The sequence below is a fragment of the Pseudomonas meliae genome (assembly GCF_001400515.1).
GTDB lineage: Bacteria > Pseudomonadota > Gammaproteobacteria > Pseudomonadales > Pseudomonadaceae > Aquipseudomonas > Aquipseudomonas amygdali.
In genome coordinates this window covers 8,158-22,197 of the sequence record NZ_LJQT01000142.1, presented here as the reverse complement: position 1 = coordinate 22,197, position 14,040 = coordinate 8,158, and the positions used below count along the sequence as shown (strand labels likewise).

Sequence of the window (14,040 nt, the reverse complement as noted above, 5' to 3'; positions counted from 1 at the left end):
GTCTACACCCTCTTAGGGTCGATCACGAACAGCGAGCGCACAGTCAGTGTGTCGTTGGCATTGGGATGAATAAGGTCATACAGGTCGGAGACCTTACGGTCGGCATCGGCCAGAATCGGGAAGTTAACCTGGGTGTTTTGCGTGGTGTTGATGTCGTCGATCCACTTGATGTGCGAGTCAACCGGGTCTACCGACAGCGCAATGGCTTTCACACCGCGCTTGGCAAACTCGTCTTTCAATTTGGCGGTGAAGCCCANNACAGGCGTGAAGTCTGCCGGATGAGAAAACAACACACCCCAGCTGTCGCCGAGCCATTCATGGAAACGGATACGACCTTCGCTGGATTCCTGCTCGAAGTCAGGGGCGATGTCGCCAAGTCGCAGTGTCATGGTGTTGCTCCTTGTCTGTATCGGGTAGGCCTTGGTATGACGTTACTGTGCGCCCTGCTGAGAAAAGTTAAAAAGAATAAATAATGTGATTGATAGACCTGCCAGGAATATCAAAAAACAGGCAAAAGAAACCCCGCACCGGGCGGGGTTTCTTCAGGCTTCAGTACACTTACAAGAAGTTGTAGGTGTAGTTGAAGAGGATACGGGTTTGATCGGTGTCAGCAGTAGTAGCGACGTCACCGCGGAAGGTGCCGTGACGTACAGTAGTACCGAAGCCTTTCAACACGCCGCTTTGAATCACATAGTCAACGCGCATATCGCGTTCCCACTCGGAGTGAGTACCCAGATTGCGGTTTACGTCACGGATGTCATCACCGCTCAAGTAAGCAATCGCAGCCTTCAGACCAGGAACACCGACCTTGGCAAAGTCATACGAGTACTGACCGAATGTGGTGTTTTCACCAGCACGGTTGAAGCCGTTGATCATCGAATCGGTGAACAGGTAGAAGCTTGAACCGCCGTTACCTTCAGGACGACCGCGACCATCCACTACGTTACCTTGACCAAGGTAGACCATGCCGCCGCTGTCACCCACTTGCTGGTGACCGACCATGAGCGCGTGACCACCCAGGTAGTAGGTGAACATGGCAGACCAGGTCTGGTTGTCGACTTCACCGGTGTGAGAGGCGTAACCACCGTTGTTGTTGAAACGATAGCCTGCTGCGGCCTGGCTGTTTTTGCCGTCAGCGCTGCTGTTGAAATAACGCAGGTCAGTCTTGAAGGACTGGTTGTCGCTGATCGGGTAAACATGAACCAGACCCAGGAAGTGCTGCTTGTAGAAGTCTTCCAGGTTGGCGTAGTAGTACTGCAGGGTCAGGTCTTTGGTGACTTTCCAGTCAGCACCAGCGAAACGGAACTGGTCGGAGCCCTGAGTAGCACCGGCAACGGACAGGTCAGTCCAGTTGCTCGAAGCACGGCCGATGGACTTGTTCAATTGACCAGCGGTGAAGGTAACGCTGTCCAGATCCTTCGAAGTCAGGATGCCGCCCTCAAAAGCTTGAGGCAGCAGGCGACCATCGTTGCTGACCAGAATTGGCAGGTTCGGTGCCAGAGCGTTACCAACCTTCAATTCAGTTTTGGAGAAGCGCATCTTGGCGTTGGCGCCGACACGGGACCAGTCGCTGACCGAAGAACCATCAGTATCGGTCGGCACAACGGTGTTGGCCGTGTTAACAGTGTGGTGTTCAATGCCGCCGCCCAGATGGAGACCCATCACGGCTTGTGCATCAAGACCAAAACCAACGGTGCCCTGGGTAAAGCCCGAGGTGTAGTCAAATTTCAGGCCGGTAGCGGTTTCGCGCTGATCGGATGCACGAAAGCCTTCACGCAGGTCGTTATTGAAATACAGAGTACGAGAACTAACGGACGCTTTGCTGTCTTCAAGGAAACCAGCTGCACCGGCCTGCTGGGCCAATACACCGACTGTTACGGCCAAGGCCAGGGTGGACTTCTTCATTAACTACGCTCCTCGTGAATCTAATTTTTTATGTCTCCGGTGCCGGGCATTGCCCTGACCCAGAGATATTGCGAAAGGTGACAGTCCCGATCTGGAGATCAATGGATTCTGTACACCCCGACTTTTGACTAGACCGCGCATGTCGGTGGCCGTACGTTAGTGAAAATTCTTCATGCTCAAAAGAAACCGTTTTTCAGCTTCTAAGAACAATCAGGCATATGTCACAACTCGTGTCAGCCAGGACGTCACGGAGTGTATCGACCTAATCGGGTAATTCCCAAAATTTATTTCGGTACCATTCGTCAGATCTTTTGGTTTTGTATCAGTGACCGGCCAAATCGCGACCAACCGGTCATAGTCCCCAACGGCAAAGCGCAATTTGCTTGCCAGTAAAAGCCTTGTAAAACGGGCACTTCAGAGAGATTAGTGATGAAATGTGACAATTGTCATCACCTTGACTCCCGACGCTCCACGGTCATGAAATATTTTATAAAAACCGCTCCAAACACCCTTTTTCAGCGTTTTTTACCGTCTGAAACATTCGCTCAACTGTAGTCCAGGTGAACAAAAAAGCAATTTTGGTGTCTGGCGCGTGAACCCCGAGCCGATTGGCAGATGCGCAACAGCCCTTCGATGTGCAAATGGGTTCTGCAGATGGCTCTAAAGCCGCTTCATAAACTAATTCCCAAAAGTTATTTGTTTTAAGATTCTTAGATCACTTAGTCTCCTTATCCAGCCAGTCCTCGGCCCGTCTGATTCGGAGCTTCATCATGAAACTGCATTTTTCCCTGCGCTTGTTGACTGCGCTGTCGTTGACTGGCGCAACATTCATTGCACAGGCAGCAGACTTTACCGTCGCCTACCAGACCACTGTCGACCCGGCCAAGGTTGCCCAGGCCGATAACGCCTACGAAAAAGCCACCGACTCAAAAATCTCCTGGCGCAAGTTCGATAATGGTGCGGACGTCATCACCGCAATCGCATCCGGCGACGTACAGATCGGCTATCTCGGTTCAAGCCCGTTCACAGCCGCCGCTACCCGCAAACTCCCGGTGGAGACCTTTCTGATAGCTACGCAGATCGGCGCGGCCGAGGCGCTGGTTACCCGTAATGGTTCGGGGATCAACTCACCGCAGGACCTGATCGGCAAGAAAGTGGCCGTGCCCTTTGTCTCTACCGGCCATTACAGCCTGCTTGCAGCGCTCAAACACTGGAACATCGATCCGGCCAGGGTCACTATCCTGAATCTCGCACCGCCCGCCATTGCTGCGGCCTGGAAGCGCGCCGACATTGATGCCACTTACGTCTGGGACCCGGCACTGGGCGTCGCCAAGGAAACCGGCAAGGTGCTGATCACCTCCGGCGAACTGGCGAAGGTCGGAGCGCCGACCTTCGATGCCTGGATCGTGCGCAAGGACTTCGCCAACAAACACCCGGAAGTTGTCAGCGCATTCGCCAAGGTAACGCTCGATGCCTACGCCCGGTATCGCCAGGATCCGGCTGCATGGATCGCCAACCCGGCCAACGTAGACAAGCTGACCCGACTGTCTGGCGCCAAGGCATCTGACGTACCTGGCCTGTTGCAAGGCAATGTCTACCCGCTGGCTGCCGAGCAGACCGCGCTGCTGGGTACACCGACCATCGAGGCGGCGACCAAAACCGCAGCATTCCTTAAAGAGCAGGGCAAGGTGGATGCGGTACTGCCTGACTACTCACCGTACGTCAGCGCCCGGTTCATCCCACGCTAAGCGCTCTCAGCACAAGGAGACACGTATGGCGCTGTTGCAGTTGGAGCGTATTGGCGCTCAGTACCCCGGTGCAGCGGCCCCCGTGCTGGCAGACATCAACCTGAGCCTGGGCCCACAGCAACTGCTGGTTGCGCTTGGCCCCTCCGGCAGCGGTAAAACCTCGTTACTGAACCTCATCGCCGGCTTCATCAAACCCGGCAGCGGCAGCGTTACTCTCGACGGCATTCCCGTAGAGGGGCCGAACGCAGAGCGTGGCGTGGTGTTTCAGGACGATGCCTTACTGCCCTGGCAGAACGTGTTGGCCAATGTTGCGTTTGGCCTGGAACTGGCGGGTGTCGGCCGCTTGGAACGTGAAGCCAGAGCGCGGGAGATGTTGGCACTGGTGGATCTGGCCGGTTTTGACCAGCGGCGAATATGGCAGCTGTCCGGTGGACAACGGCAACGCGTCGGCCTGGCCAGAGCGCTGGCAGCCGATCCGCGCATCCTGTTGATGGACGAGCCATTCGGTGCACTGGATGCCTTCACCCGTGAGCAGATGCAGGAGCTATTGCTGCAAGTCTGGCAACGTACCGCCAAGCCGGTGTTTCTGATAACCCACGACATAGAAGAAGCAGTTTTCCTCGCCACCGACCTGGTTCTGCTCGCCCCTAACCCTGGTCGTATCGCCGAGCATCTGCACCTGAACTTCGGCCGTCGCTACGCCGCTGGCGAATCGGCCCGCGCGATAAAGTCCGATCCGCGCTTTATCGAAACCCGCGAGCATGTGCTGGCCAGCGTGTTTTCCCAGCGCACCCGGGAGCAGTGTGTATGAGCGGACTTGAGCCTGTTGGCAGCCATGAGCTTATAGATAGCCGCGAACTGACCGGCATCAGCAAACCGTTCGCCAAACAACCGGCTGCCCCCACGCCGAAGGTTTATCTGAGCACACGAGCGATCAGCATCCTGACCCTCGCGGCACTGCTGACTCTTTGGTGGGCGGTAACTGCCGGGGGCTGGATCGAGCCGCTGTTCCTGCCGCCGCCAGCGGATGTGCTGAGCAAAGGCTGGCTGCTGGCAACCAAGGGCTACATGGACGCCACACTCTGGCAGCATCTGGGCGCCAGCCTGCAACGCATCGGTCTGGCGCTGGCCGCGGCAATTTTGACGGCCATCCCGATAGGAATCGCCATCGGCCATAACCGCATCGCTCAGGGGATATTTGACCCGCTGATCGAGTTTTACCGACCGATACCACCGCTGGCCTACCTGCCGCTGATCGTTATCTGGTTCGGTATCGGCGAATTCTCCAAGGTACTGCTGATTTATCTGGCGATCTTCGCGCCGATTGCCATTGCCATTGCCATTGCCATTGCCATTGCCATTGCCACGGCTACCGGCGTTCGCACCGTGGACCCGACCAAAGTGCGGGCGGCACAGTCGCTGGGCGCGACGCGCTGGCAGTTGATTCGGCACGTGGTCCTGCCCAGCGCACTCCCGGACATTCTTACCGGTATTCGCATCGGCCTGGGCGTGGGCTGGTCGACGCTGGTGGCCGCAGAGCTTATTGCTGCCACCAGCGGGCTGGGATTCATGGTTCAGTCGGCGGCGCAGTTTCTGGTGACCGACGTTGTGGTGCTGGGGATTCTGGTGATCGCCGTGATCGCTTTTGCCATGGAGCTGGGACTGCGCGCACTGCAACGCAGGCTGGTGCCCTAGCATGGTCAGCAGCATTAATGCATCAGTATGGGTGTGTGCGCCGTTGCGCTGCGCAAATTGAGTGCATGCGCTGATACCGCATTGCGGGGCCTGGCGCGATACTCAGGGCGACCAGATGCCAGCGCCAAGCATTCACAGCTGCTGACTCATCAACCAATCCAAGGTTTTCGAATATGAAAAATACTTAATAAATTCAATACGTTGATGATATTAAACGGCTTCGGACTCAAGAAGTGCTTAACCGGATATGGCTAAGTCAGCCTGTTCTTTCAGATTAATTCTCAAAACTGGCACGCACTCTGCAATAGGTATTACATCACCAGTTTTGGGGACCTTGGTACAGGCAGGCCGGGGATTCCCCTCTTTTATTCCTCCCGGAGACTGACCTCCAGTCTCCAGCGCCCGTCCACCTTCTCAGTGCGCCAGTCGCCATGAAGTGGACGGGCTGCCAGGAGCGTCAGCACCAACCCCTTCTCACCTCGCTCCACCTTCCAGCGTGCAACCCTGTTGTCGAACCTCAGTTGGCCCGTCCACGGCCGCCCTGAAGCATCGACGTTGAGCACCACAGCGCCATCCACCGTCGACCCTTGGTACTTCGGCTCCTCATTGAACCAGAGCGCCAGCCCGGCAGGCAGCTCCTCGATCTGCTCCAGTTCAACGGGGTCAGGTTGCTGCAGACGACCGATAATGGTGCCCACGGTAAAGCCGACAATCGCCATCGAACCCAGAACTCGCGGCCATAGCTTCGGTCTCGGGTCCTCTTCAGGGGTAGAATGCATCCCGTTTTTTCGTTCGGAGCCGTGCATGTTTCACGTCATCCTTTTTCAACCAGAAATTCCGCCGAATACCGGCAATGTCATCAGGCTATGCGCCAACAGCGGCTGCACCCTGCATTTGATCGAACCCTTGGGTTTCGAGCTGGACGACAAGCGCTTGCGCCGCGCCGGGCTCGACTATCACGAGTATGCCACGCTGCAGACGCATGCTGACCTGGCAAGCTGTCTGGAGAAGATCGGCAACCCTAGGTTGTTCGCCTTCACCACCAAAGGCTCTCGGCCTTTTCATGATGCGAGCTTTGAGCCAGGCGATGCCTTTCTGTTCGGCCCGGAGAGCCGCGGCCTGCCCGCCGACATCCTCGACTCGCTGAGCAGCGAACACCGTCTGCGACTGCCCATGCGTGAGGGCTGCCGCAGCCTGAACCTGTCCAACACAGTGGCCGTGGCCGTCTATGAGGCATGGCGTCAGCACGGATTTGCTTAGGCCTAAGTGTGGCATTTGCTTAACCAGACTGATGCTCCGCATCACACAGCGGTTCTGCGATTCAGTGAGATTCAGGCTCGACTCAGGTCACCTTTTCGCCCCTCGTCGAGTCCCTTCGCCCTGTCACTAACGTCGCAATTTACGTCGTCAGTGCCATCGCGATAAAAAAGCATCCATGGCCCGGCCGCCGTTCTTGAACAGACACAAAAAAGCGCCCCGAAAGGCGCTTTTTGCTTTTAGCGGTAACGCTTATTGCACAGTCGGCGTTTCGCCAGCTTCCTGCATGCGTTGCAGCTCTTGGGCGTACAGGGCGTCGAAGTTCACCGGGGCCAGCATCAGCGCAGGGAACGAGCCGCGTACGACCAGGTTGTCGATGGCTTCGCGTGCATACGGGAACAGGATGTTCGGGCAGAACGCGCCTAGAGTGTGGCTCATCGCGCCGTCGTCCAGACCCTTGATCAGGAAGATACCGGCCTGTTGCACTTCAACGATGAAAGCAACTTCGTCGCCATTGTTGACGGTCACGGACAGGGTCAGCACGACTTCATAGAAATCGCCTTCCAGCTGCTTCTGACGGGTGTTGAGGTCAAGGCTGACGGTCGGTGTCCACTCCTGGCGGAAGATTGCCGGGCTTTTTGGCGCTTCGAACGACAGGTCGCGAACGTAGATACGCTGCAGGGAAAATTGTGGGCCGTTTTCTTCGTTGGCAACAGCGCCGTTGTTCGGTTGGTCGGTCATCTCGGATCCTTGTCAGATAGGGCTGAAAGTTTAAGGGGAATCAGGCCAGCAGCGCATCAAGCTTGCCGGCACGCTCCAGAGCAAACAGGTCATCGCAGCCGCCCACGTGGGTCGAGCCGATCCAGATCTGCGGTACGGAAGTGCGACCGGCCTTCTTGGTCATTTCGGCACGCAGTTGCGGCTTGCCGTCGACACGGATTTCCTCGAAGGCCACGCTCTTACTCTGCAACAGCTGTTTGGCACGTATGCAATACGGGCAATAATCGCTGGAATAGACGATGACTTGAGCCATGTTCACTTCACCAGGGGAAGGTTGTCGCCGCGCCAGCTGGAAATGCCGCCGGACAGCTTGGCCGCCTTGAAGCCGGATTTGAGCAACTCGCGGGCGGTGGTGCCAGCATGCTGCCCCATTGCATCGACTATGATCAACGTCTTGTCCTTGTATTTCTGCAGTTCAGCGGTACGCGTCAGCACCTTGTCCTGCGGGAAATTCAGGGATCCCACGATGTGGCCGGCAGTGAAATCCTTTTTCGAGCGCACGTCGATGACCACGCCCTGGTCGCTGTTGACCAGCGCGGTCAGCTCGCGAGTGCTCAGGCTGGCGCCGCCCTTGCTCAGTTCGTAAGCGATCAGCAGTCCCAGCAGAATGACGAAGGCACCGGTGATCAAATAGTGGTTAGTGGCGAATTCAAGCAGGTGAGCAACCATCAGTAGGTTCCAGGGCGTTAAAATGTCGGCCAGTATACACAGCAGCCAAGGTGGGCCAAAGTCCGTACGGCAGTGACGCCGTTTGAACTTGTCCCTAAAATGCCGCTCCCTTGTACTTTGTTACTCTCTTTATTCAACCAGCATCGAGTGGGTTCTATGACTGCCACGCCAAAACCTCTGGTTCTAATCATCCTGGATGGCTTCGGACACAGCGAAAGCCATGAAGGCAATGCCATCCTGGCCGCAAAGATGCCGGTCATGGATCGTCTTTACGAAACCATGCTCAACGGCCTGATTTCAGGGTCGGGCATGGACGTCGGTCTGCCGGACGGTCAGATGGGCAACTCCGAAGTCGGACACATGAACCTGGGTGCCGGTCGCGTGGTGTATCAGGACTTCACTCGAGTGACCAAAGCGATTCGCGACGGCGAGTTCTTCGAGAACCCGACCATCTGTGCCGCTGTGGATAAAGCTGTCGGTGCGGGCAAGGCGGTCCACATCATGGGCCTGCTGTCCGATGGCGGCGTGCACAGTCATCAGGACCATCTGGTCGCCATGGCCGAACTGGCGGTCAAGCGCGGTGCAGAAAAAATCTATCTGCACGCCTTCCTCGACGGTCGCGACACGCCACCGCGCAGCGCGAAGAAATCCCTTGAGCTGATGGACGCAACCTTCGCCCGCCTGGGCAAGGGCCGCACCGCCACGATCATCGGCCGCTACTTCGCCATGGACCGTGACAACCGCTGGGACCGGGTCTCCACCGCCTACAACCTGATCGTCGACAGCACCGCCGAATTTCATGCAGACAGCGGTGTTGCCGGGCTTGAAGCTGCCTACGCACGTGACGAGAACGACGAATTCGTCAAAGCCACACGCATCGGTGAACCCGCCCGCGTCGAGGACGGCGATGCTGTGGTGTTCATGAACTTCCGCGCCGACCGCGCCCGTGAGCTGACCCGTGTGTTCGTCGAAGACGACTTCAAGGATTTCGAGCGCGCCCGTCAGCCCAAGGTCAATTACGTGATGCTGACCCAGTACGCGGCAAGCATCCCCGCGCCCTCGGCATTTGCGGCCGGCAGCCTGAAAAACGTGCTGGGCGAATACCTGGCAGACAACGGCAAGACTCAGCTGCGTATCGCCGAAACCGAAAAATACGCGCACGTCACGCTCTTCTTCTCTGGCGGTCGTGAAGAGCCGTTTCCGGGCGAAGAGCGCATTCTGATTCCATCGCCAAAAGTCGCCACCTACGACCTGCAGCCGGAAATGAGCGCGCCGGAAGTGACCGACAAAATTGTCGATGCCATCGAGCATCAGCGTTATGACGTGATTATCGTCAACTACGCCAACGGCGACATGGTCGGCCACAGCGGCATCATGGAAGCGGCAATCAAGGCCGTGGAATGCCTGGACGTCTGCGTCGGTCGCATTACCGCGGCATTGGAAAAAGTCGGCGGTGAAGCACTGATTACCGCTGACCACGGCAACGTCGAGCAGATGACCGATGACTCCACAGGCCAGGCGCATACCGCGCACACTTCCGAGCCGGTGCCTTTCGTGTACGTCGGCAAGCGCCCGCTGAAAGTCCGCGAAGGTGGTGTTCTGGCTGACGTGGCACCGACCATGCTGCATCTGTTGGGCATGGAGAAACCGCAAGAGATGACGGGCCATTCGATCCTTGTGGCGAAGTAAAACGCTGAAAACCGGCCTATAGCCATCAGGCAAAGCCGGTTTTTTATGTTTCAAGCCCTAAAGCAGTGGCTGCGGGGCGTTTTTTTTGCAGCGCATGGCGGGCATACTAAGCCTGACATTTTTTCTCACAATTCCTCGGTATCGCCCACCCACATGCTTCGCGCCTTGATTGCCCTTGCTCTGATCTGCCTGCTCAATCCGGCGTTTGCCGAAGACGAGCGTGTGCAAACCCAAAAACAGATAGATGCTGCGCGTCAGGATGTGACGGAGCTGCAAAAAGTCCTGGGCAAGCTTCAGGAAGAACGTGCAGGCGTCCAGAAGGACCTGCGCACCACCGAAACCGAAATGGGCAAGTTGGAAAAGCAGGTCGAGGTCCTGCAAAAGGAACTAAAAAAGACGGAAACCGAGCTGCAAAAGCTCGACAGTGAAAAAAAGAAACTGAACAGTGCCCGCGTTGAACAGCAACGCCTGATCGCTATCCAGGCCCGCGCCGCCTATCAGAGTGGCCGCCAGGAATACCTCAAGCTGTTGCTCAATCAGCAGCACCCCGAGAAGTTCGCCCGAACCCTCACGTATTACGATTACCTGAGCCAGGCGCGCCTGGAGCAGCTACGCAACTTCAATGAAACCCTGCGCCAGCTAGCCAATGTCGAAAAAGACATCGATCTGCAACAGGCACAGTTGCTGGTGCAGAAGAGCAATCTGGACAGCCAGAGCGAAGAACTGGCCAAGGTGCGCCAGGAGCGTCAGCAGGCACTGGCCAAGCTGAATCAGGACTACAAGGCCCGCGATCAGAAACTGCAGGCCCGTCAGCAGGATCAGGCCGACCTGGCCAAGGTTCTCAAGACCATCGAAGAAACCCTGGCCCGACAGGCACGTGAAGCTGAAGAGGCTCGCCAGAAGGCGCTGGTCGCCGCTCGCGAGGCAGAAGAGAAACGTCAGCGCGAAGCTGAGGCCGTCGCCCGCAACAACAGCACCAGCAGCAGTAAAAGCGCTGATGAACCCACACCGCGTCGCCTGGTCAAAGCCCCCGGCGCAGTCGTTTCCAGTGCCGGAGTTTCCTACGGCGGACCTTTTGCGGAGGCCCGGGGAAAACTTCCATGGCCTATTGATGGTCGACTGCTTGCGCGTTTCGGTGAAGCCCGCGGTGATGACGAGCGAACCAAATGGGACGGCGTCATGATCAGCGCCGCAGCCGGAAGCCAGGTACATGCAGTGCATGGCGGACGAGTGGTGTTCGCCGACTGGTTGCGTGGTGCCGGGCTTCTGGTCATTCTCGACCATGGCAACGGTTATCTCACCCTGTATGGGCATAACCAGAGCCTGCTCAAGTCGGCAGGTGACATTGTAAAAGCCGGTGAAGCGATTTCCACGGTCGGCAATAGTGGCGGTCAGGACACGGCAGCGTTGTACTTTGCTATTCGTCAGCAGGGTCGCCCCAGCGATCCAGCCCAATGGTGCCGCACTCAAGGATAAGCCGGCGTCAATATCTGTAGGAGTTCGTTAGACATGCTGCATTTGTCCCGCCTCACCTCGCTGGCCCTGGCAATTGCCATCGTTATTGGCGCGCCTTTGGCGCAAGCTGCCGAAAAGACCGCGCCAGCCACGCCTGCAGCAGTCTCGCCCGCCAAGCCCAATGCCAACGCCAAGCCGCCGCTGCCGCTTGACGAGCTGCGCACCTTTGCCGAGGTCATGGATCGGGTCAAGGCGGCCTATGTCGAGCCGGTGGACGACAAGACTCTGCTGGAAAACGCCATCAAGGGCATGCTCAGCAACCTTGATCCACACTCCGCCTACCTGGGTCCGGAAGATTTCCAGGAGCTGCAGGAAAGCACCAGCGGCGAGTTCGGTGGACTGGGCATCGAAGTGGGCGTCGAGGACGGTTTCGTCAAGGTGGTTTCGCCCATCGACGACACACCTGCGTCCAAGGCTGGCATTGAGGCAGGCGACCTGATCGTGAAGATCAACGGTACGCCGACCCAGGGCCAGAACATGCAGGAAGCGGTCGACAAGATGCGCGGCAAGATCGGCGAGAAGATCACCCTGACACTGGTGCGCGATGGCGGTACGCCGTTTGATGTGACGCTGGCGCGGGCGACCATCCAGGTCAAGAGCGTCAAGGCGCAGATGCTGGAGAACGGCTACGGCTATATCCGCATCACTCAGTTCCAGGTCAAGACCGGGGACGAAGTCGGCAAGGCGCTGGCCAAATTCCGCAAGGACAACGGCAAGAAGATGAGCGGCCTGATTCTCGACCTGCGCAACAACCCCGGCGGCGTGCTGCAATCGGCGGTGCAGGTGGCGGACCACTTCCTCACCAAAGGCCTGATCGTCTACACCAAAGGCCGCATCGCCAACTCCGAATTGCGTTTCTCGGCAGACCCGGCAGACGCCAGCGAAGGCGTGCCGCTGGTGGTGCTGATCAACGGCGGCAGCGCCTCTGCGTCGGAAATCGTCGCCGGTGCCCTGCAAGACCAGAAACGCGGGATTCTGATGGGCATCGATACCTTCGGCAAAGGCTCGGTACAAACCGTTCTGCCGCTGAACAACGATCGCGCTCTGAAGATCACCACAGCGTTGTATTACACGCCGAACGGTCGCTCGATCCAGGCGCAGGGCATCAACCCGGACATCGTGGTACGTCGGGCCAAGGTCACCAGCGAAGCAGACGGCGAGAACTACAAGGAAGCCGACCTGATGGGTCACCTGGGCAACGGCAACGGCGGTGCCGACAAGCCAACCGTCAAGGGTGGCGCAGCAGCCAAGGCGCGTCCGCAGGATGATGACTTCCAGCTCAGCCAGGCGCTCAGCCTGCTGAAAGGGCTGAGTATCACTCGCGGCAATTGACGGATGCGCGCTCTCGCTCTGTTACTGCTGACACTCTCGATCACTGGTGCTGCCCATGCAGCGCCAGCCGAGAACACCGGCAAGCCGCCGAAGGCCTATCTCAGCCTGATCATCGACGACCTGGGTCAGAACCCGGCGCGGGACAGCCGTACGCTGGCGCTCCCCGGCCCGGTAACGCTGGCGATCATGCCTGACACTCCGCACGCCACCGAATTTGCCCGCGAGGCTCACCGCGCAGGTAAGACGGTCATGCTGCACATGCCGATGGACCCGGCGACCGGGCCTTACGCCTGGCATCCCGAACTACCCTTGCCTGAACTGGAAAGCCGACTCAATGCGGCGCTGCTGAAAGTGCCTTATGCAGCCGGCACCAATAACCACATGGGCAGCCGGATGACCGCCGAACCGGTCGCGATGACCTGGCTGATGGCCGAACTGCAACGACGGCATCTGTTTTTTGTGGACAGCCGCACCAGCGCAAAAACCGTGGCGGCAGCCGAGGCGCAGCGTATCGGCCTCGCCAGCGTCTCGCGCGACGTGTTTCTGGACGACGAGCGCACGGCTGAAGCCATCACCCGCCAATTGCAGACCGCCATCAAAATCGCCCGCAAGCATGGCTCGGCAGTGGTCATCGGTCACCCCTACCCTGTCACGCTGGACGTACTGGAACGCGAGTTGCCCAAACTCAAGGATCAGGGCGTCGAATGGATCGACCTGCGCAGCATGATCAGCGAACGCGGCAATCAGGCGAGTGCGGCGCATGGCAAGAATGGGGTGTATCGCTGAGCCTGCGAACGACGAAACGTCCGTCAGCTGGTCTTTCAAATGAGGTGTTACACATCAAGCGGCCCGCTCAATGCTCAACGTAATACGCCGACCAAGCTCAGCCAGCGCTCGCTCCACCTGCTCGATTTTCGAGGCATGCAGAAAGTCCACAAGCCGATCCACCACTTGCCGCGTGCAACCGAGGCGACGCGCCAGCTCAGCACGGCTAACGCCCTCTTCCAACAAGCTGTTCCATAGCATGATTTTGGCAACCGTCAGCGCAGGCAAACGCATCAACAGTTCATGGCCGGGTACGACTGAGGCCTGGGGAATCTTGCGACGCTGATCGACGTAGAGCGATAGAGCCGATTCCATGCCGTCAAGAGCTTCGCTCAATGCTTCAGGCAGGGTGTCGCCAGAGGCGCTCATTTCGGGAATGTCTGGACACGACAGCCAAACGCCTGTCTGCATCCCGATGCAGATCCAATGGATATTGATACATAAGGCCTCACCTGCAGTGGAGCAGCTCGACGTCAATCCTTAAGGCCGAGCTGCTTGATGATCGATTGCGTAACCCTTCGTGCATTTCTTTGCTGCCATGGTCTGCAAAGATGGTTGCCTTACCATTCAGGTAAACCTTGAAATCACTACCCTTGGCCGCCCTGAACTCAGCGCCTTGAGCCTG

12 protein-coding genes and 3 pseudogenes are annotated in these 14,040 nt (G+C 57.9%); 8 read left to right on the top strand and 7 right to left on the bottom strand.

Features of this window, described 5'->3' with window-relative positions; translation table 11 throughout:
• Window positions 1-8: 8 nt before the first annotated feature.
• Window positions 9-389 (bottom strand): annotated as a pseudogene (locus ALO64_RS06465) (redoxin domain-containing protein); the annotation flags it as partial.
• A 169-nt stretch (window positions 390-558) separates the two neighbouring features.
• Window positions 559-1,905: an OprD family outer membrane porin gene (locus tag ALO64_RS06460; RefSeq protein WP_044344857.1), complete on the bottom strand. Its 1,347-nt coding sequence runs from the start codon at window positions 1,903-1,905 to the stop codon at window positions 559-561.
• Between the two features lie 770 nt (window positions 1,906-2,675).
• Between ALO64_RS06460 and tauA the strand changes: the two genes are divergently transcribed.
• The 3 genes and pseudogenes from tauA to tauC form a co-directional block, all read left to right on the top strand.
• Window positions 2,676-3,653, top strand: a complete 978-nt coding sequence (gene tauA / locus ALO64_RS06455; protein ID WP_044344856.1) for a taurine ABC transporter substrate-binding protein — start codon at window positions 2,676-2,678, stop codon at window positions 3,651-3,653.
• 25 nt (window positions 3,654-3,678) lie between these two features.
• Complete coding sequence (gene tauB / locus ALO64_RS06450; protein WP_044344855.1) at window positions 3,679-4,464, top strand: taurine ABC transporter ATP-binding subunit; 786 nt, start codon at window positions 3,679-3,681, stop codon at window positions 4,462-4,464.
• A 107-nt stretch (window positions 4,465-4,571) separates the two neighbouring features.
• A pseudogene (tauC, locus tag ALO64_RS06445) lies at window positions 4,572-5,348 on the top strand (taurine ABC transporter permease TauC); the annotation flags it as partial.
• A 365-nt stretch (window positions 5,349-5,713) separates the two neighbouring features.
• Here the strand turns inward: tauC and ALO64_RS06440 are convergent.
• Window positions 5,714-6,154: a hypothetical protein gene (locus ALO64_RS06440; protein ID WP_044344854.1), complete on the bottom strand. Its 441-nt coding sequence runs from the start codon at window positions 6,152-6,154 to the stop codon at window positions 5,714-5,716.
• Between ALO64_RS06440 and trmL the strand changes: the two genes are divergently transcribed.
• Entirely contained in the window at window positions 6,153-6,608 is a 456-nt protein-coding gene (gene trmL / locus ALO64_RS06435; RefSeq protein ID WP_002551469.1) for a tRNA (uridine(34)/cytosine(34)/5-carboxymethylaminomethyluridine(34)-2'-O)-methyltransferase TrmL, read from the top strand. The genes ALO64_RS06440 and trmL overlap by 2 nt on opposite strands.
• Window positions 6,609-6,857: 249 nt before the next feature.
• Here the strand turns inward: trmL and secB are convergent, their stop codons facing one another.
• Genes secB through ALO64_RS06420 form a run of 3 tightly spaced genes read right to left on the bottom strand, consistent with a single transcriptional unit; the run spans window position 6,858 to window position 8,054 of the window.
• Entirely contained in the window at window positions 6,858-7,346 is a 489-nt protein-coding gene (secB, locus tag ALO64_RS06430; RefSeq protein WP_002551468.1) for a protein-export chaperone SecB, read from the bottom strand.
• A gap of 40 nt (window positions 7,347-7,386) precedes the next feature.
• Window positions 7,387-7,638 carry a glutaredoxin 3 gene (gene grxC, locus ALO64_RS06425; RefSeq protein WP_002551467.1) on the bottom strand — a complete coding sequence of 84 codons (252 nt, stop codon included), beginning with the start codon at window positions 7,636-7,638 and terminating at the stop codon, window positions 7,387-7,389.
• A gap of 2 nt (window positions 7,639-7,640) precedes the next feature.
• Window positions 7,641-8,054 (bottom strand): rhodanese-like domain-containing protein, encoded by a 414-nt coding sequence (locus ALO64_RS06420; protein ID WP_002551466.1) that lies wholly within the window; start codon window positions 8,052-8,054, stop codon window positions 7,641-7,643.
• Between the two features lie 156 nt (window positions 8,055-8,210).
• Between ALO64_RS06420 and gpmI the strand changes: the two genes are divergently transcribed.
• The 4 genes from gpmI to ALO64_RS06400 all read left to right on the top strand — a co-directional run bounded on the left by gpmI (window position 8,211) and on the right by ALO64_RS06400 (window position 13,376).
• Window positions 8,211-9,743, top strand: coding sequence for a 2,3-bisphosphoglycerate-independent phosphoglycerate mutase (gene gpmI, locus ALO64_RS06415; RefSeq protein ID WP_044344853.1), 1,533 nt, complete (start codon window positions 8,211-8,213; stop codon window positions 9,741-9,743).
• Window positions 9,744-9,896: 153 nt separating this feature from the next.
• Entirely contained in the window at window positions 9,897-11,219 is a 1,323-nt protein-coding gene (locus ALO64_RS06410; protein WP_044344858.1) for a murein hydrolase activator EnvC family protein, read from the top strand.
• 33 nt (window positions 11,220-11,252) lie between these two features.
• Entirely contained in the window at window positions 11,253-12,590 is a 1,338-nt protein-coding gene (locus ALO64_RS06405; RefSeq protein WP_044344852.1) for a S41 family peptidase, read from the top strand.
• 3 nt (window positions 12,591-12,593) lie between these two features.
• Complete coding sequence (locus ALO64_RS06400) at window positions 12,594-13,376, top strand: divergent polysaccharide deacetylase family protein (protein ID WP_044344851.1); 783 nt, start codon at window positions 12,594-12,596, stop codon at window positions 13,374-13,376.
• Window positions 13,377-13,430: 54 nt separating this feature from the next.
• On the opposite strand, the pseudogene ALO64_RS06395 reads toward ALO64_RS06400, so the two are convergent.
• Window positions 13,431-13,857 (bottom strand): annotated as a pseudogene (locus tag ALO64_RS06395) (type II toxin-antitoxin system HicB family antitoxin).
• Between the last annotated feature and the right edge of the window lie 183 nt (window positions 13,858-14,040).